Source organism: Pseudomonas sp. WC2 (assembly GCF_050586545.1).
Classification (GTDB): domain Bacteria; phylum Pseudomonadota; class Gammaproteobacteria; order Pseudomonadales; family Pseudomonadaceae; genus Aquipseudomonas.
Genome location: NZ_JBOBDR010000016.1, coordinates 144542 through 161708, shown reverse-complemented (window position 1 = coordinate 161708; position 17167 = coordinate 144542). Strand labels below are relative to the sequence as shown.

The following is a 17167-nucleotide window of genomic DNA, read 5'->3' as shown; positions in this document are numbered from 1 at the left end:
CGAGCCTGCTCGCGAAGGGGCCGGCGAGCGCGCTTTAAATGCGGAAACTGCCCACCAGTTGTTGCAGACGCGAAGCCTGCTGCTCCAGATCCGAGCAAGCCCGCAACGTTGCTTGCAGGTTCTCCACGCCTTCCTGGTTCAGCGTGTTGATCTCGGTGATGTCGACGTTGATCGACTCGACCACCGCGGTCTGCTCCTCGGTCGCGGTGGCCACCGACTGGTTCATCCCGTCGATTTCGCCGATTCGCTGGGTCACGCTGTTGAGGCGCTCACCCGCGAGGTTGGCGATCTCGACGCTGTCCTGACTGTGGCGCTGGCTGTCACTCATGGTGCTCACCGACTCTCGGGCGCCGACTTGCAGCTCCTCGATCATGGTCTGCACTTGCTGCGCCGATTCTTGCGTGCGGTGCGCCAGATTGCGCACTTCGTCCGCCACCACGGCAAACCCGCGACCGGCCTCACCGGCGCGCGCCGCTTCGATCGCGGCGTTGAGCGCCAACAGGTTGGTCTGCTGGGAAATGCTGGTGATCACCTCGAGAATCTGGCCGATGTTCACGGTTTTGCTGTTTAGCGATTCAATGTTGCTACTCGACGCGCTGAGCATGCTCGACAACTGATTCATCGCCTTGATGCTGCGATCGACCACTTGCTGACCGTCTTCGGCGAGGCCGCGGGCATCACTGGCCTGGTTTGACGCTTGCGCGGCATTGCGGGCGATTTCCTGCGCGGCGGCGCCGAGCTGGTTGATCGCCGCAGCAACGCTGCTGGTGCGCGAGGCTTGCTGATCGGAGTTGTACATCGACGAGTTCGACGCAGCGACCACGCGCAGGGCGACTTCATTGACCTGACCGGTGGCCGAAGAGACTTCGCGGATCGAGCCATGAATACGTTCGACGAAACGGTTGAATGCGGTGCCCAACACGCCGAATTCATCGTTGTTGACGATGGTCAGGCGCTTGGTCAGGTCACCTTCGCCGTCGGCGATGTCTTCCATGGCGCGGGTCATGACGTGCAGTGGCTGGATCAGCAGGCGGATCAGCATGCCGAGCAGGGCAATGATGATTGCCACGGCGATCACCGTGGCAATCACGGCCGAGGTGCGGAATTCGCTGAGCATCGCGAACGCCTGATCCTTGTCCACCGACAGGCCGATGTACCAGTTCACCGACGGCAGGCCTTTGATCGGCGCGAAGGTGACGATGCGGGTCTTGCCATCAACGGTGACTTCGCTGAAATCGCTGCTGATGCGCGGGGTGTCCTGTGGATAAGCCTCTTTGAGCGACTTCATCAACAGCGCTTTGTCCGGGTGCACGAGGATCTTGCCGTCGGCGCTGACCAGGAACACGTAACCCATGCCGTCGAAATCCCGCGCGGCAAGGGTGTCGACCAGCGATTGCAGGCTCAGGTCGCCGCCGACGACGCCGACGCTCTGGCCGGCCTTTTTCGAGGCGGTGGCAATCGAGATGATCAACTGACCGGTGGCGGCATCGATGTAGGGTTCGGTCAGGGTCGACGCGCTGCTGCCTTCGGCACCTTTATACCAAGGGCGCACGCGCGGATCGAAACCGTCGGGCATCTTGGTGTCCGGGCGGATGGTGAAATGGCCTGTGGCATCGCCCAGATAGGTGGCCATGAACGTCGAGGTCAGGGCCTTCTGTTCCAGCAGGCTGGCGACCGTGGCTGGCTCCGGATTGATGGCGATGTTCTGGGCGGCGTTCTCGATCAGCAGGATGCGACCGGTGAGCCAGGTCTGGATATTGCCGGCAGTGACCTCACCCATCTCGTTAAGATAGTTGTTCAGGTCATCGCGGATCGCGTTGCGCTGCAGCCAGTCGTTGTACAGCGTAAACGAGGCAAAAGCGGCGATAACAATGAGAGCGGCGGCAAGCAAAATTTTATGGCTGAAGCGCAGATTTTTGTTCATGGCTTGGGGTTCCGCTAAGGTCTTAATGTCCAGGGCGTGCTTTTATAGAAGCGCGCAAAATGGCCAAGGGTGAAAGTAATCTGATATTTCCGTCTCTCCTTAGGGAAATGTCCGTCCTGACTTTTGGTCGGGTCTTACATCCCTCTTTATCGGCCATGCGTAATCAAAGATTAACCATTGGGTGACAAAATGCCTGACTCATCGCAACTCGTAATCGGCGCCGATCTCGCGGGGCAACAGATTGCCCAGGCCATGCGCCTGGCGAACCGACACGGGCTGGTCGCCGGCGCCACCGGGACCGGCAAGACCGTCACCTTGCAGCGTCTGGCCGAAGCCTTCAGCGACGCCGGTGTCGCGGTGTTTGCCGCCGATATCAAGGGCGATCTGTGCGGCCTCGGTGCCGCCGGCAATCCCCAAGGCAAAGTCGCTGAGCGCATTGCCGGGATGCCATGGCTTAACTACACGCCGCAGGCGTATCCGGTGACGTTGTGGGATATCCACGGTGAGTCCGGTCATCCATTGCGCACCACGCTGAGTGAAATGGGCCCGCTGCTGATCGGCAGTCTGCTGGAGCTGACCGACAGCCAGCAGTCGGCGCTGTATGCGGCATTCAAAGTCGCCGATCGCGAAGGCCTGTTGTTGCTCGATCTGAAAGACCTGAAAGCGCTGCTCAATCACCTCAAGGACAACCCGCAGTTATTGGGCGAAGACGCGGCGTTGATGACCACCGGCTCCAGTCAGGCGCTGTTGCGGCGCCTGGCAACGCTGGAACAGCAGGGCGCGGAAGCCTTGTTCGGTGAACCGGCGCTGCAACTCGAAGACATTCTGCAACCGGCCGCCGACGGTCGCGGACGTATTCATCTATTGGATGCCAGTCGTCTTGTGCACGAAGCGCCGAAGGTCTACGCGACCTTCCTGTTGTGGCTGCTGGCCGAATTGTTCGAGCAGTTGCCGGAGCGCGGCGATGCCGACAAACCGTTGCTGGCGCTGTTCTTTGACGAAGCGCATTTGCTCTTCGGCGACACGCCCAAGGCTTTGCAGGAGCGGCTTGAGCAAGTGGTGCGACTGATTCGCTCGAAAGGCGTGGGCGTGTATTTCGTCACCCAATCGCCGGCGGATCTGCCGGATGACGTGCTGGCGCAGCTGGGATTACGCATCCAGCACGGCTTGCGCGCATTCACCGCCAAAGAGCAGAAATCCCTGCGCGCGGTGGCGGACGGCTTCCGTCCGAACCCGGCGTTCGACAGTTTGTCGGTGCTGACTGAATTGGGGATCGGCGAGGCGCTGGTCGGTACGCTGACCGAAAAAGGCACGCCGGAAATGGTCCAGCGCGTGTTGGTGGCGCCGCCGCAATCGCGAATCGGGCCGCTGACCGAGACTGAACGTACGGTGCTAATTGCCGGGTCACCGTTCAAGGGACGTTATGACAAACCGATTGATCGGGAATCGGCGTATGAAATTCTGACCGGGCGCAAGGGATTGGGACCGGACGCCGAAGTGCCGGCGGGCAAACCTGCGGCAGAAGAGCCGAGCCTGGCCGACAGGGCAGGGGAGTTCCTCGGTACGGCAGCCGGGCAGGCCTTGAAGTCAGCTATGCGCCAGGCGGCGAATAACCTTGGCAAGCAACTGGTGCGCGGCTTGATGGGCTCTTTATTGGGTGGCAGCAAACGCCGCTGATCTAATGTAGGAGTGAGCCTGCTCGCGATTGCGGTCTGCCAGTCACGACAATGTCGACTGTTCCACCGCTATGGCGAGCAGGCTCACTCCTACAATTATCGATGGCTGTCAGGACTTGTCTTTGGCGTGCGCCGCCAATCGCTCCAGCGCCGCGCGCAAGCCCGGATCACTGATCCCGTCTGCCGTTTCCTGAATCGTCGCCGCTGCATCCGTCGACAGATCCGGGGCATGTCCGGCGGGCCGGCGTTGAACCAGTGGCGGCTGCACCTTGAAGCGAATTTGCGTCAAGCGGGCGAACTCATCAAACATCTGCAACTGTCGCAGCAGACGCTTTTGCTGGTAACGCAGGCGAGTCGCCCAATGGCCATCGGTGACCACCAGTTGCAGGCAGCCTTCACGCCACGATGCAACGTGGCAATGGGCGCGGGCGGCGGGTTGCAATTGGCTTTCGAGCAGACGCTGCAAATGCCCCAGGCGCTGGGCATGGCCGAGGAGGGCTTTGAGCGGCTTGGCTTCGCGCAGGAGAACGGCGGGTGCTCTGGCCGTAAGAGGGCGGAATGCCATGATCGAACACCTGAAGTAACAGAATCGCCATGGTAGCAGATAGGCCGAAATCACTCGCCCATTGCTTTTGTCCCCGCTTTACCCATTAAATCAACGACTAACTTCTTCCTTGAATGACTTGAAGTTGAGCAAAACGCCCCTATTTTAAGTGAGCCCCGTCAAAGCGCAGTGCCAGCATCGTGGAATATCGCCACTTTCCTCACTTCCGTTTCCGGGTAGAATGCTCGTTCGCATGCGGCCATGAGGGCTGCACGGGCGACGCTCACGGGGCCGCCCTCCATCCCTTTAGTGTGGAAGATCCTGCCGATATGTTTGCGCCTTTGTTAAAGAAACTTTTTGGAAGCAAGAACGAGCGTGAAGTCAAACGCATGCTCAAGACGGTGCAGCTCGTCAATGCCTTCGAAGAGCAAATGGTGGCCCTTTCGGACGATCAATTGCGCGCCAAGACCGCTGAGTTCAAGGCCCGCATCGCCAAAGGGGAAACCCTCGACAAGCTGTTGCCCGAAGCCTTTGCGGTCGCCCGCGAAGCCGGCAAGCGCATCATGGGTATGCGCCACTTCGACGTACAGCTCGTCGGTGGCATGACCTTGCACGAAGGCAAGATCGCCGAAATGCGCACCGGTGAGGGTAAAACCCTCGTAGCGACCCTGGGTGTTTACCTCAACGCACTGTCCGGCAAGGGCGTGCACGTTGTGACGGTGAACGACTACCTGGCGCGTCGTGACGCCAACTGGATGCGTCCGCTGTATGAATTCCTTGGCCTGACCGTCGGCGTCGTGACGCCGTTCCAGCCGCCGGAGGAGAAACGTCTGGCCTACGCTGCCGACATTACCTACGGCACCAACAACGAATTCGGTTTCGACTACCTGCGCGACAACATGGCGTTCAGCATGGAAGAAAAATTCCAGCGCGAACTCAATTTTGCCGTGATCGACGAAGTCGACTCCATCCTCATCGACGAAGCGCGTACCCCGCTGATCATTTCCGGTCAGGCCGAGGACAGCTCCAAGCTGTACATGGAGATCAATAAACTGATCCCGCAGCTGGAACTGCACGTTGAAGAAGTCGAAGGCGAAGTCACCAAGGCAGGCCACTACACCGTCGATGAGAAGACCCGTCAGGTCGAACTCAACGAAGCCGGTCACCAGTTCATCGAAGACATGCTCACCCGCGTCGGCCTGCTGGCTGAAGGCGAGAGCCTGTACTCGGCGCATAACCTGGGCCTGTTGACCCACGTCTATGCCGGTCTGCGTGCGCACAAGCTGTTCAACCGCAACATCGAATACATCGTGCAGGACGGTCAGGTCGTGCTGGTCGACGAACACACCGGTCGTACCATGCCCGGCCGTCGTCTGTCCGAAGGCCTGCACCAGGCCATCGAAGCCAAGGAAGGTCTGAACATTCAGGCCGAGAGCCAGACCCTGGCCTCGACCACGTTCCAGAATTACTTCCGTCTGTACACCAAGCTGTCCGGCATGACCGGTACCGCTGACACCGAAGCCTTCGAATTCCACCAGATCTATGGTCTGGAAGTGATGGTCATTCCGCCGAACAAACCGTTGGCGCGTAAAGACTTCAACGACCTGGTGTTCCTGACCGCCGAAGAGAAATACGCGGCGATCGTTGCGGACATCAAGGAAAGCATGGCGGCCGGGCGTCCGGTGCTGGTGGGTACTGCGACCATCGAAACTTCCGAGCACATGTCCGCATTGCTCGTGAAGGAAGGCATCGAACACAAGGTTCTCAACGCCAAGTTCCACGAAAAAGAAGCCGAGATCATCGCGCAGGCCGGTCGTCCGGGCGCACTGACCATCGCCACCAACATGGCCGGTCGTGGTACCGACATCCTGTTGGGCGGTAACTGGGAAGTTGAAGTCGCGTCGCTGGAAGACCCGACCCCTGAGCAAATCGCGCAGATCAAGGCCGACTGGCAGAAGCGTCACCAGCAAGTGCTGGAATCCGGCGGTTTGCAGGTGATTGCTTCCGAGCGTCACGAATCCCGTCGTATCGACAACCAGCTGCGTGGCCGTGCCGGTCGTCAGGGCGATGCCGGTTCGAGCCGCTTCTACCTGTCACTGGAAGACAGCCTGATGCGCATCTTCGCCTCTGATCGAGTGAAGAACTTCATGAAAGCCCTGGGCATGCAGCCGGGCGAAGCGATCGAACACCGCATGGTGACCAACGCGATCGAGAAGGCGCAGCGCAAGGTTGAAGGCCGTAACTTCGACATTCGTAAGCAACTGCTCGAGTTCGACGACGTCAACAACGAACAGCGTAAAGTGATCTATCACATGCGTAACACGTTGCTGGCCGCTGACAACATCGGTGAGACCATCGCCGACTTCCGTCAGGATGTGCTCAACGCCACCGTCAGCGCGCACATTCCGCCGCAATCGCTGCCAGAGCAGTGGGACGTGGCCGGTCTGGAAGCGACGATTGCCAGCGACTTCGGCGTGAAACTGCCGATCCAGCAATGGCTCGACGAAGACGATCACCTGTACGAAGAAACCCTGCGCGAGAAGCTGATGGCCGAGCTGATGGCCGCGTACAACGAGAAAGAAGACCAGGCGGGTGCCGACGCACTGCGCTCCTTCGAGAAGCAAATCGTTCTGCGCGTGCTGGACGACCTGTGGAAAGACCACCTGTCGACCATGGATCACCTGCGTCACGGCATCCACTTGCGTGGCTACGCCCAGAAGAACCCGAAGCAGGAATACAAGCGCGAGTCGTTCACGCTGTTCTCCGAGCTGCTCGATTCGATCAAGCGCGACTCGATCCGTGTGCTGTCCCACGTTCAGGTTCGCCGCGAAGATCCGGAAGCCGAAGAGCAACGTCTGCGTGAGGAAGCCGAAGCACTGGCCGCCCGCATGCAGTTCGAACACGCTGAAGCGCCAGGTCTGGAGCAGCCGGAATTGCTCGGTGAAGAGGTCGATGTAGCCCTCGCCACCGCCCCGGTTCGCAACGAGCAGAAGCTGGGCCGCAACGAACTGTGCTACTGCGGTTCGGGCAAGAAATTCAAGCATTGCCACGGGCAGATCCAGTAAAACCCGTTTCAATCGCTGAAATACCCGCGCCGCGACCGGCTCCTGCCGTCGCGGCGTTTTGCCATTTAAACCACCGTCGCTACGAGTGGCGGTGCTGACATCATTGAGTAAGGAGCGCATTCATGGCTGTTGGTCTTGGTCCTTTGCCAACGTTGCACCCGGTTGCCGGTTTTGAACTCGGTATCGCCTCGGCCGGCATCAAGCGCCCCGGGCGCAAAGATGTCGTTGTAATGCGCTGCGCCGAAGGCTCGACCGTGGCGGGCGTGTTCACCTTGAACGCCTTTTGCGCTGCGCCGGTGATTCTGGCGAAAAAGCGCGTGCAGAACGCCGTGCGTTACTTGCTGACCAACACCGGCAATGCCAACGCCGGCACCGGCGAGCCGGGCCTGGCCGCCGCTGAGCGCACCACCGCCAAACTGGCCGAGCTGACCGGCGTCGATGCCAGCCAGATTCTGCCGTACTCCACCGGTGTGATCGGTGAGCCGTTGCCAGTCGAGAAGATCGAAGGCGCGCTGCAAGCCGCGCTCGACGACCTCTCGGAAAACAACTGGGAAGCCGCCGCCACCGGCATCATGACCACCGACACCCTGCCGAAGGGCGCCAGCCGCCAGTTCGAGCATGACGGCGTGACCATTACCGTGACCGGCATCAGCAAAGGCGCGGGCATGATTCGCCCGAACATGGCGACCATGCTCGGTTACATCGCCACTGACGCCAAAGTCTCCCGCGACGTGCTGCACAACCTGATGCTCGACGGCGCGAACAAGTCGTTCAACCGCATCACCATCGACGGCGACACCTCCACCAACGACTGCTGCATGCTGATCGCCACGGGCAAGGCAGCACTGCCGGAAATCACCCGCGCCGAAGGCGAGCTGTTCGCCAAGTTGAAGCAGGCGGTGTTCGAAGTGTGCATGGACGTGGCCCAGGCCATCGTGCGCGACGGCGAAGGTGCGACCAAGTTCGTCACCGTCGAAGTCAACGGCGGCGGCAATCATCAGGAATGCCTCGACGTCGGTTACACCGTGGCGCACTCGCCGCTGATCAAGACCGCGCTGTTCGCTTCCGACCCGAACTGGGGCCGGATTCTCGCTGCCGTTGGTCGTGCCGGCGTGCCGGATCTGGACGTGAGCAAGATCGACGTGTTCCTCGGTGACGTGTGCATCGCCAGCCGTGGCGCGCGCGCAGCGACCTACACTGAGGCGCAGGGTTCGGCAGTGATGCAGCAGGAAGAAATCACCATCCGCATCGAACTGGGTCGCGGCGATTGCAGCGAAACCATCTGGACCACCGACCTGTCGCATGAATATGTGAAGATCAACGCCGAATACCGCACCTGATCCAAGATCGGGTCGCTTCTTTCGCGAGCAGGCTCGCTGCCACAGGGGATTTGTGACAACACGATCCAATGTGGGAGCGAGCCTGCTCGCGAAGACGGCAGCTCATGTATGCAATTCTCCAGGTTTCTCCACTGACGAAAAGGCGCCACACCCATGTCCCTGCACCTGATCATCGGCGACAAACTGCTTTCCTCCTGGTCCCTGCGCGCGGCATTGGCGCTCGAACTGACCGGCGCACCCTACAGCGAAGAACTGATCAAACTCGGCAAGCCCGACACCCGCGAACTGCTGCTCAAGCATTCGCCGACCGCCAAGGTGCCGCTGCTGCAAACCTCCCGCGGCACCGTCGCGGACTCGTTGGCCATCGCCGAATACCTCGCTGAGCAGTTCCCGTCCGAGCAGCTCTGGCCAGCCGATATTTTTGCCCGCGCCCAAGCGCGATCGGCCTGCGCACAAATGCACAGCGGCTTCTTCGCCATGCGCAATCACATGCCCTTCAATCTGAGCCACGACGCGCCGCTGAACCCGGTGCCGCCGGAGGTGAAGGTCGATATCGAACGCATGCTCGCGCTGTGGGCCGAATGCCGCGCCGCCGCCACCGAGAGCGGGCCATACCTGTTTGGCCGGGTCAGTCTGGCCGATGCCTTCTTTGCGCCGATTGCCGTGCGCCTGCGTACTTATCAGGTGCAACTGCCGGTCGCCGACGAAGCCTATGTTGAAACCGTCTACCAATGGCCCGCCTTCAAAGCGTGGCAGAAGGCTGGACTGGAGGAACTGAACCCGTGAAACGCGTACACGTCGCCGCCGCCGTCATTCGTGACGACAGCGGCAAAATCCTTATCGCCCGCCGCGCCGACACCCAGCATCAAGGCGGGTTGTGGGAATTCCCCGGTGGCAAGGTCGAGGTGGACGAGTCGGTTGAAAGCGCGCTGGCTCGTGAGTTGAACGAAGAGTTGGGCATCGTCGTTGGTGCCGCCCGACCGCTGATCAAAGTGCGTCACGACTACCCGGACAAGCAGGTATTGCTGGATGTCTGGGAAGTCTCGGCATTTACTGGCGAGCCGCACGGTGCCGAAGGCCAGCCACTGGCCTGGGTGAGCGCGAAAGATCTGCCGAATTACGAGTTTCCGGCGGCTAATCAGCCAATCGTTGCGGCAGCACGTTTGCCGGGCGAATACCTGATCACCCCGGAAGATCTGGAAACCCCGGCGTTGCTGCGCGGTATCCAGAAAGCGATTGCCGGCGGGATCAAGTTGATTCAGCTGCGTGCACCGAACGGTTACGATCCCAAGTACCGCGATCTGGCGGTGGATGCTGCCGGTCTGTGCGCGGGCAAGGCGCAACTGATGATCAAAGGGCCGTTCGAATGGCTCGGCGATTTCCCGTCGGCCGGTTGGCACATCACCTCTGCGCAGTTGCGTAAATACGCAGCGGCGGGGCGCCCGTTGCCGGCGGAGCGCTGGTTGGCGGCGTCGTGCCACAACGCTGAGGAATTGGCGCTGGCTGAGCAGATGGGCGTGGATTTTGTAACGCTTTCGCCAGTGCGGCCGACCTTGACCCACCCGGGTGCTCAGCCGTTGGGCTGGGAGCAGGCTGAGGCGTTGATTGAAGGCTTCAGCAAGCCGGTGTTTTTGTTGGGTGGGGTTGGCCCGGCGGAGCGCGAGAAGGCTTGGGGCGCTGGCGCGCAGGGTGTCGCGGGGATTCGCGCTTTCTGGCCGGATTCTCTGTAAAGGCTGCCGGCCTATTCGCGAGCAGGCTCGCTCCCACATTTGATCGCATTCCAACTGGATGAACCGAATCAACTGTGGGAACGAGCCTGCTCGCGAAGGCGGCCTGTCAGGCGCTACTTCTTCTCAGGCTTTGCTGCCGGCTGCCACAAAATCTCCGCAATCCCCTGCCTCCGCGCAATCAACCGCGCCGCGACAAACAATAAATCCGACAACCGATTGATATACGCCAGTCCAACCCCGGCCAACGGTTCCAGCGCATTCAAATGCTGACAGCGCCGCTCGGCACTCCTCGCCAGACTGCGACACACATGCGCCTGGGCAATCAGCATCGAACCGCCCGGCAAAATGAAATTCTCCAGCGGCCCCAACTCCTCGTTCCAGAGATCGATCGCCGCTTCCAGCCGCTCGATCTCTTCTGTGTTCAACGCTTGATACTCCGGCATGGCCAACTCGCCGCCCAGATCAAACAAGCGATGCTGACACGGCGCCAACACCTCGATCAGCTCATTCAGCCCCGCAAATGCCTCTCGCTCGGCAATCAATCCGGCGAGCAGCACGCCGACCTGACTGTTCAGCGTATCGACTTCGCCGATCGCCTCGATGCGCGGATGATCCTTCGGTACGCGGCGGCCGTCGCCCAGGCCGGTTTCGCCTTTGTCGCCGGTGCGGGTGTAAATCTTCGACAAGCGAAAGCCCATGGGTTACCTCGGTAGTTGATTGGTTTCGGCCGCGATCGACGCCGGTTGCGCGAGCGGCAGGCGCAGGGTGAAGCAGGTGCCCTGACCGGGCGCCGACTGCACTTCCATCTGGCCTTTGTGGTTGTTGGTAATGATGAAGTACGACACCGATAGACCCAGCCCGGTGCCCTGGCCGATTTCCTTGGTGGTGAAGAATGGCTCGAAGGTGCGTTTGCGCACGTTCTCGCTCATGCCGATGCCGTTGTCTTCCACCTGGATCTCCGCCCACGGCGGATTGAGTTTGGTGCGCAGAATGATCCGCCCCGGCTCGCTGTCGTCCTCGCGCTGGTGAATCGCTTGCGCGGCGTTTTTCAGCAGGTTGAGCAGCACTTGCTCCAGTTCATTGGCGGTGCCCGGCACCGGGCCGAGTGCAGGGTCGAACTGACGGAGGATCGCCTGTCCCTTGAAGTCGAAACCGATCGCCAGATCGAAGTCGTTACCGGCGATTTCCACCGCTTGATCGATCAGTGCCGGCAGATCGCACGGTGCCATTTCGCGGGTGCTGCGACGGCTGAAACTGAGCATGTGCGTGACGATTTTCGCCGCCCGCGCGCCGGCCTGCTGGATGCCGTCGAGCAGTTGCGGGACTTCGCGCACTTGCAGGTAGCGGTTCACCGTGTCCAGCTCGATGCCCAGTTGCTCGGCGGCTTCGAAGTTTTTCGGCAGATCCCCTGACAAGCGTCGGCGGATGTTCTGCACGTTGTGCAGGATCGCGCCGAGCGGGTTATTGATTTCGTGGGCCATGCCGGCGGCGAGGCCACCGACCGAGAGCATTTTTTCCGACTGCACCATCATTTCTTCCAGCGACAGGCGCTGGGTGATGTCATCGATACGGATTACCACGCCGCGCCCGGCGCCGCCCATCAGCGGGTAGAAGGTCAGCGCGTAATGCTTGGGTTCGTCGTCCTTGAACCACGTCACCCGTTCGATCTTCGCCACCGTGTGTTGCTCGACGGTCTGCTTGAGTTGCGGCAGGAACGGCTTGAGCGGTTCGAAGGCGAGGAAGATCGGCTGGTTCAGCGCTTCGTCCAGGCGTGTGCCGGAGAGGGCGCTGGCTTCCTGGTTCCATTGAGTGACGTAGAGCTGTTCGTCGAGGGCGATCAGTGCCGAGGGCATCGAGTCGATGATGCTGTTGAGATAATTCTGGAACCCGGTAAGTTTTTTCTCGATCTTGCTGCGCACCTGGACTTCCAGCTCCAGTTTGCGATTGGTGTGACGGGTTTCTTCGGCCAGACCTTGCGCCTGATCGTAAGCAGCTTGCGAGTCATCGCGGGCGCGTTTGAGCTGCTGCTCGCGGGCTTCGATACGCGACAGCATGGTGTTGAACGCCTCGGCCAGACTGCCGATTTCGTCGTGATTACCGCGCGAGGCACGCAACGCGTAGTTCTCTTCGCGGGTGACTTGGCGCGAGAGCTCTTCCAGTTGATGGATCGGCCGGGTGATCAGGCGTTTGATCTGCCGGGCAATCACCAGCCACAACAGCACGCTGAAAATCAGGATACCGAGGCTCGCGGTCAGGGTGCCGGTGTAGAACGCCATCGGCAGTTCGCTGCTCGCCACCAGCAACAAATGGCCGGGAGCGGTGCCGGGGCGGGGCAGGGTGATCAACTGGTTGCTGCGAAACTCCGTGAGTTGCCACGCTTCGATGTGCCGATAGCGCTCCGGCAGTTTCAGTTTGTCGCCGCGCTGAACTTGCGCCAGCCGTTCGCCTTTGCCGTCATAGATAGCAGCGGCGCGCAACGGCGAGTAGCTGTCGAGTTCCTTGAGCAGACGCTCGGCGCTCTCCGGTGATTGCAGGGACTCGGCGACCAGACTTGGGTTGGCGATCAGTCGGCCAATGGTCTGCAAGGCCTGCGGGGCCATGCTTTCCTGGGAAATGTAGTAGGCGGCGCTGATAAAGGTCAGGTTGGCGACCAGCAGAACCGTGGTCAACAGCACCAGCAGGGCGGCCAGCAGTTTCTGGCCGACCGGCAGGTTTTCGAGGCGCTGGCGCAATGGCATCAGGTTTTTCGCAGCAAAGGAACAAGTGGCCAGCGTAGCCGCTGCTCAGTCGCTGGGCAATCCGAGGCTGCGCAGATGGCTGACGAGTCGCTGCTGCAATTGGTTGAGGTGCGGCAGGTTGAGTTGATGGCGGGCGGCGACTTTGCAGGCATGGCCCAATAAATAGCTGATTTCGGTGCGGCGCTGATTGGCCACGTCCTGATACATCGAAGAGTAATTGGCCGCGGTGGCGAGGATCACCCGTTCGACTTCCTGCTGCAGATTGTCGGCGGCCGCCGGTTGGCCGCAACGCTGCAATAACTCGGCGAGTTCGGCGCACAGGGTGGCCACTTCGCAGTGATGTTCCTGCAAACCGCCGTTGCGGCAGTTGTGCAGCACCGTCAGCGGATTGATCGCGCAGTTGAGCGCCAGTTTGCGCCACAGGCGCGTGAGGATGTCGGCGCTCCATTCATGGGGGATGCTTGCGGCCTGCAGGTCATCCAGCCAGATCGGCGCCACGGGATGAGCGGCATCGCCGAGCCAGGTGAAGCCATGGCCGGCGAACACCACACGCCAATCGCCATCACGAAACGCGCCTTCAGTGCTGGAGGCGCTGATGCAGCGCGCCTGCGGTACTTGCGTGGCGACGGCATCCTGGCTGCCAAGGCCGTTTTGCAAGAGGATCAGTTCCGCATCCGGCGCCAGGCGCGGGGCGAGGCGGGCGATGGCACTTTCGGCGTCGTAGGCCTTGCAGGCTACTAACAGGCGACGGATCGGTTCAGGGTTGTCCGGGGTTTCACCCGGCACTGCATACGTGTTGGGCTGGCCTTGCTCCACCAGCGTCAAGCCACCCGCCGCTTGATAGCTTTGCAAACGCGCGGCATCGCGCACGATCAGTCTCACCGGCAAACCGGCGCGGGCCAGGCGCGCGGCCCACAAAGTGCCAAGACTGCCGGCGCCGAGAACATGCCAGGTGGTCGACATCAGTTTTTTGCTCGAATCAGTACAGGCATGTGCGGCTCGCCGTGTTCGTGGGAAAAGACCCGTTATAATGAGCGCGATTTTAACCGCAAGCCAAGCGCGCTCCATCCTTATTGAGCGCGCCTTTTATTGGAGAAATTACATGCCGTCGTTCGACGTGGTATCCGAACTGGACAAACACGAACTCACCAACGCGGTCGAGAACGCCGTGAAGGAACTCGATCGTCGTTATGACCTGAAAGGCAAAGGCAGCTTCGAGTTCAAGGAAAAAGACCTGACCGTGAGCCTGACCGCTGAAGCCGGGTTCCAGCTGGAAGCGATGATCGAAATCCTCAAGCTGGCACTGGTCAAGCGCAAGATCGATGTGCAGTGCCTTGAGGTCAAGGACGCTTACGCTTCGGGCAAGCTGATGAAGCAGGATGCCATCCTCAAGGAAGGCATCGACAAGGAGCTGGCGAAGAAGATCGTCGGCCACATCAAAGACGCCAAGTTGAAAGTGCAGGCCGCCATTCAGGGCGAGCAGGTTCGTGTCACCGGCAAGAAGCGTGATGACCTGCAGGAAGCCATCGCAGCACTGCGTGCCAAAGAATTCGGCATGCCGCTACAGTTCAACAACTTCCGCGACTAAGCTTTTCGGTCGGGGGAACCTCTCGGCGTTTTCAGCGTCCGAGGCCCAAGCAGCGGCAGAAACGATTGAGCCCAGCAGGTTCGGTCTTTCTGCCGTTTATTTTTCAAGCCCGGATAGCCGGAAATCAGGAGAGAGAACATGGATTTGAATGCTGAGGTGGACAACCTGGTCAGGGCGTCCCAGGCGTGGATCCCGATGATCATGGAGTACGGCAGTCGTGTGCTGCTGGCCGTGATTACACTGGCCATCGGCTGGTGGCTGATCAACAAGGTCACGCAAAAACTCGGCGGTCTGCTGGCCCTGCGCAATGCCGATCTGGCGCTGCAAGGCTTTATCAGCAGCCTGGCCAACATCATTCTCAAAGTGCTGCTGATCGTTAGCGTCGCGTCGATGATCGGTGTCGAGACCACCTCCTTCGTGGCGGCCATCGGTGCGGCGGGTCTGGCGATCGGTCTGGCCTTGCAGGGCAGCCTGGCGAACTTCGCTGGCGGCGTGCTGATCTTGCTGTTCCGTCCGTTCCGCATCGGTGACTGGATCGAAGCGCAAGGCGTGGCGGGTACGGTCGACAGCATCCAGATCTTCCACACCGTGCTGCGCACCGGCGACAACAAGACGATCATTATGCCGAACGGCAATCTGTCGAACGGCATCATCACCAACACCAACCGTCAGCCGACCCGCAAAGTTGTGTTCGATGTGGGTGTGGATTACGAAGCCGATCTGCAGAAAGCCCGTCAGGTGCTGCTGGATCTGGCCAAGGACGATCGCATTCTGCAGGACCCAGCGCCGCAGGCTGTGATTTCCACTTTGGGTGACAGTTCGATCACTGTTTCCCTGCGTGTGTGGGTTAAAACCGCAGACTATTGGGATGTCATGTTCATGTTTAACGAACAATCGCGTGATCGACTAAAGACTGCCGGTATTGATATTCCTTTTCCACAACGCGTGATTCGCGTGGTGCAGGAACCTGCCGCACAATGATAGGTTGCTAATTAATTGCCTGACTTGATGGTCAGGCATTAATAACAGTAACAGGCAATAAAAAAGGCCCATCGCAAGATGGGCCTTTTGTTTTGTTACCGCAAACTAACTGTATGCGATTACAAGATCGACAGTGGATAGTCGACGATCAGGCGGAACTCTTTCACGTCACCTTCGCCTTGGTCAGCGTTGGCAGTGTGCCAGGCTTGACGAATACGGAACGAAAGATCCTTGGCTGGACCGTTCTGAACAACGTATTTGGCTTCGAAGTTGGTTTCGTGGTGTTTGCCGTCTTCACCGTACAGACCCGCGTAGGCGCTGCCTGCTGGAGTGTTGGTGCCGTCGATGTCCCAGCCTTTGACGTAACGAGTCATGAAGCTCAGGCCTGGAACGCCGTATTCAGCCATCTTCAGGTCATAACGGATCTGAGCGGATTTCTCGCCTGGACCGTTGAAGTCAGAGTACTGAATGGAGTTGGCGAGGAAGATCGAGTCGCCACCACGGTTGTTTTTACCCACACCGATGTAGTCGAACGGGGTGTCGCCGTTGACCTTCTGGAAGCCCACGGTGATGGTGTGCGCTTTCAGGAACGACAGCGCAGTGGCCAGGGAGAACGTGGTGTTGCTGATGTCACCGACCAGCTTGTCACCGGTGTCGGTGGTGCGGTAGATGTTGAAGTCAGTGTTCAGCGAGGTGTCACCACTGAATGGAGTGGTGAGGTTCACGTTGGCGTAGTACTGGTTCCAGATGTCTTCCAGCTTCGCGCCGTAGAGCGATGCGCTCAGGTTTTCAGTGATGCCGTACTTGCCACCGAAGTAGTCGATGGTGTTGGCTTCCTGGCCAGCGTAGTTGGCATACAGGCCGCCAGTGCGGGAGTTCTTGTCCTGGCTGGTGCCCGAGTAGAAGTGGCCGGCTTCGAGGTCAAGGTCTTTGACTTCGCTGCTCTGCAACTGGAAGCCAGTGGCAGTTTGCGGAATGATACGGGAGCCGCCGACAGCGAACACTGGAGCAGTGCTTGGCTGCATGTCGCCGAATTTCAGCTCGGTTTTGGAAACGCGGAACTTGACCGACGCGCCGGCTTTGCCCTGGCTGTCGTTAACGTCGCGAGCACCGTTGTTTGGATTGACGGTGTCGCTGCGGCTCATGTTGCCCGAACCGGAAGTACCATCACCGCCGTCCAGTTTGATGGCCAGGTAGCCGAATGCATCGACGCCGACACCAACAGTACCTTGGGTGTAGCCAGAGCTGAAGTTGCCCAGAAGACCTTGAGTCCAGTCTTTTACGTCAGCGCCGCCATTCTTGTTGTCGCGGTTGAAGTAATAGTTACGTACCAGCAGGTCGAGCTTGGCGTCTTCAACAAAGCCTTTGGCTTCTGCCTGGTCACTTACAAACGGGGCGGCCGTAGCCAACTGAGAACTGGCTGCTGCTGCAACTGCCAGTGCGATCATGCTCCACTTCATCACGCGCATCGTGATTTGCTCCTTTGGTTTTAGAAGAGTACTGCCGTCCCACCTGTTTTATTATCTGGGCGGCTCTTTCTTTTTGTGTCGGCGCAAACTTATATCACGCCGACAATGTTGG

The 17167-nt window shown here is 59.9% G+C and carries 13 protein-coding genes and 1 pseudogene; 7 read left to right on the top strand and 7 right to left on the bottom strand.

The genetic code is table 11. The features are described 5' to 3' along the window. Nucleotides 1-34 precede the first annotated feature (34 nt). Complete coding sequence (locus tag ACQ4OE_RS20200; RefSeq protein ID WP_409347916.1) at nucleotides 35-799, bottom strand: methyl-accepting chemotaxis protein; 765 nt, start codon at nucleotides 797-799, stop codon at nucleotides 35-37. Nucleotides 800-892: 93 nt separating this feature from the next. Next, nucleotides 893-1924, bottom strand: a pseudogene (locus ACQ4OE_RS20195) (HAMP domain-containing protein); the annotation flags it as partial. A 189-nt stretch (nucleotides 1925-2113) separates the two neighbouring features. Here ACQ4OE_RS20195 and ACQ4OE_RS20190 point away from each other — a divergent pair. After that, nucleotides 2114-3601: a helicase HerA-like domain-containing protein gene (locus tag ACQ4OE_RS20190; RefSeq protein WP_430947667.1), complete on the top strand. Its 1488-nt coding sequence runs from the start codon at nucleotides 2114-2116 to the stop codon at nucleotides 3599-3601. A gap of 108 nt (nucleotides 3602-3709) precedes the next feature. On the opposite strand, the gene ACQ4OE_RS20185 is transcribed toward ACQ4OE_RS20190, so the two are convergent. Continuing rightward, the gene (locus tag ACQ4OE_RS20185) at nucleotides 3710-4165 is read right to left on the bottom strand and encodes a DUF721 domain-containing protein (RefSeq protein ID WP_430947666.1); all 456 of its coding nucleotides are present in this window, start codon (nucleotides 4163-4165) and stop codon (nucleotides 3710-3712) included. Nucleotides 4166-4473: 308 nt separating this feature from the next. Here ACQ4OE_RS20185 and secA point away from each other — a divergent pair, with 308 nt between their 5' ends. The 4 genes from secA to ACQ4OE_RS20165 all read left to right on the top strand — a co-directional run bounded on the left by secA (nucleotide 4474) and on the right by ACQ4OE_RS20165 (nucleotide 10279). Beyond that, nucleotides 4474-7209, top strand: a complete 2736-nt coding sequence (secA, locus tag ACQ4OE_RS20180; RefSeq protein WP_122589616.1) for a preprotein translocase subunit SecA — start codon at nucleotides 4474-4476, stop codon at nucleotides 7207-7209. A gap of 122 nt (nucleotides 7210-7331) precedes the next feature. Next, nucleotides 7332-8549 carry a bifunctional glutamate N-acetyltransferase/amino-acid acetyltransferase ArgJ gene (gene argJ / locus ACQ4OE_RS20175; RefSeq protein WP_038366685.1) on the top strand — a complete coding sequence of 406 codons (1218 nt, stop codon included), beginning with the start codon at nucleotides 7332-7334 and terminating at the stop codon, nucleotides 8547-8549. A gap of 153 nt (nucleotides 8550-8702) precedes the next feature. Beyond that, entirely contained in the window at nucleotides 8703-9335 is a 633-nt protein-coding gene (locus ACQ4OE_RS20170) for a glutathione S-transferase family protein (RefSeq protein ID WP_430947665.1), read from the top strand. Further along, nucleotides 9332-10279 (top strand): Nudix family hydrolase, encoded by a 948-nt coding sequence (locus ACQ4OE_RS20165; protein ID WP_430947664.1) that lies wholly within the window; start codon nucleotides 9332-9334, stop codon nucleotides 10277-10279. The genes ACQ4OE_RS20170 and ACQ4OE_RS20165 overlap by 4 nt, the downstream gene beginning before the upstream one ends. A 113-nt stretch (nucleotides 10280-10392) precedes the next feature. On the opposite strand, the gene ACQ4OE_RS20160 is transcribed toward ACQ4OE_RS20165, so the two are convergent. Genes ACQ4OE_RS20160 through ACQ4OE_RS20150 form a run of 3 tightly spaced genes read right to left on the bottom strand, consistent with a single transcriptional unit; the run spans nucleotide 10393 to nucleotide 13980 of the window. Then, nucleotides 10393-10977, bottom strand: a complete 585-nt coding sequence (locus ACQ4OE_RS20160) for a cob(I)yrinic acid a,c-diamide adenosyltransferase (protein WP_430947663.1) — start codon at nucleotides 10975-10977, stop codon at nucleotides 10393-10395. A gap of 3 nt (nucleotides 10978-10980) precedes the next feature. Further along, nucleotides 10981-13017, bottom strand: a complete 2037-nt coding sequence (locus ACQ4OE_RS20155) for a sensor histidine kinase (RefSeq protein WP_430947662.1) — start codon at nucleotides 13015-13017, stop codon at nucleotides 10981-10983. A gap of 45 nt (nucleotides 13018-13062) precedes the next feature. Next, on the bottom strand, nucleotides 13063-13980 hold the full coding sequence (locus ACQ4OE_RS20150) for a putative 2-dehydropantoate 2-reductase (RefSeq protein ID WP_430947661.1): 918 nt from the start codon (nucleotides 13978-13980) through the stop codon (nucleotides 13063-13065). Between the two features lie 139 nt (nucleotides 13981-14119). Between ACQ4OE_RS20150 and ACQ4OE_RS20145 the strand changes: the two genes are divergently transcribed. After that, nucleotides 14120-14605 (top strand): YajQ family cyclic di-GMP-binding protein, encoded by a 486-nt coding sequence (locus ACQ4OE_RS20145; protein ID WP_008080210.1) that lies wholly within the window; start codon nucleotides 14120-14122, stop codon nucleotides 14603-14605. Between the two features lie 138 nt (nucleotides 14606-14743). After that, nucleotides 14744-15586, top strand: a complete 843-nt coding sequence (locus tag ACQ4OE_RS20140) for a mechanosensitive ion channel family protein (protein ID WP_122589604.1) — start codon at nucleotides 14744-14746, stop codon at nucleotides 15584-15586. A gap of 119 nt (nucleotides 15587-15705) precedes the next feature. On the opposite strand, the gene ACQ4OE_RS20135 is transcribed toward ACQ4OE_RS20140, so the two are convergent. Next, on the bottom strand, nucleotides 15706-17055 hold the full coding sequence (locus ACQ4OE_RS20135; protein WP_122589603.1) for an OprD family porin: 1350 nt from the start codon (nucleotides 17053-17055) through the stop codon (nucleotides 15706-15708). Nucleotides 17056-17167: the final 112 nt, after the last annotated feature.